The 395-nt window shown below is 62.0% G+C and carries 1 protein-coding gene; it reads right to left on the bottom strand.

Annotation, left to right across the window (positions count from 1 at the left end; genetic code table 11):
• Positions 1 to 270: ABC transporter permease subunit (locus EN818_RS30975; protein WP_145972143.1), on the bottom strand; the 270-nt coding region annotated here is incomplete at its 3' end.
• Between the last annotated feature and the right edge of the window lie 125 nt (positions 271 to 395).

Here is a 395-nt window from a genome sequence, read left to right as displayed (position 1 = left end):
CAGGCGTATGCCGAGGAAGGGCAGCGCGTAGTAGATCAGGATCAGCACCACCAGCACCGGCAGGGCGCGGAAGATGTCGGTATAGCCGATGGCGAGCCAGCGCAGCGGCTTCGGGGCGTAGAGCCGCAGCAGGCTGATCGCCAGTCCGACGATGATGCCGATGACGATGCTCATGATCCCGAGCAGCAGCGTGTTGAGGAAGCCTCGCAGCAGCGCCGGCAGGCTCGACGCAATGACCTCGGGATTGAAGAAAGTGTCGATCAGCGACATGGGAGCATTCCCGGACCGTGTTGCGTCATGCGATGCCCTGACAGGACCCGGACGATCGAAATCGGATTGGCCGAAAGCATGGTGTTCCGGGGACGTCACGCATCAAACAAGACGTGCCGGCCTTT

Source organism: Mesorhizobium sp. M3A.F.Ca.ET.175.01.1.1 (assembly GCF_004791945.1).
Lineage (GTDB): Bacteria > Pseudomonadota > Alphaproteobacteria > Rhizobiales > Rhizobiaceae > Mesorhizobium.
This window is presented reverse-complemented; position numbering and strand designations above follow the sequence as displayed.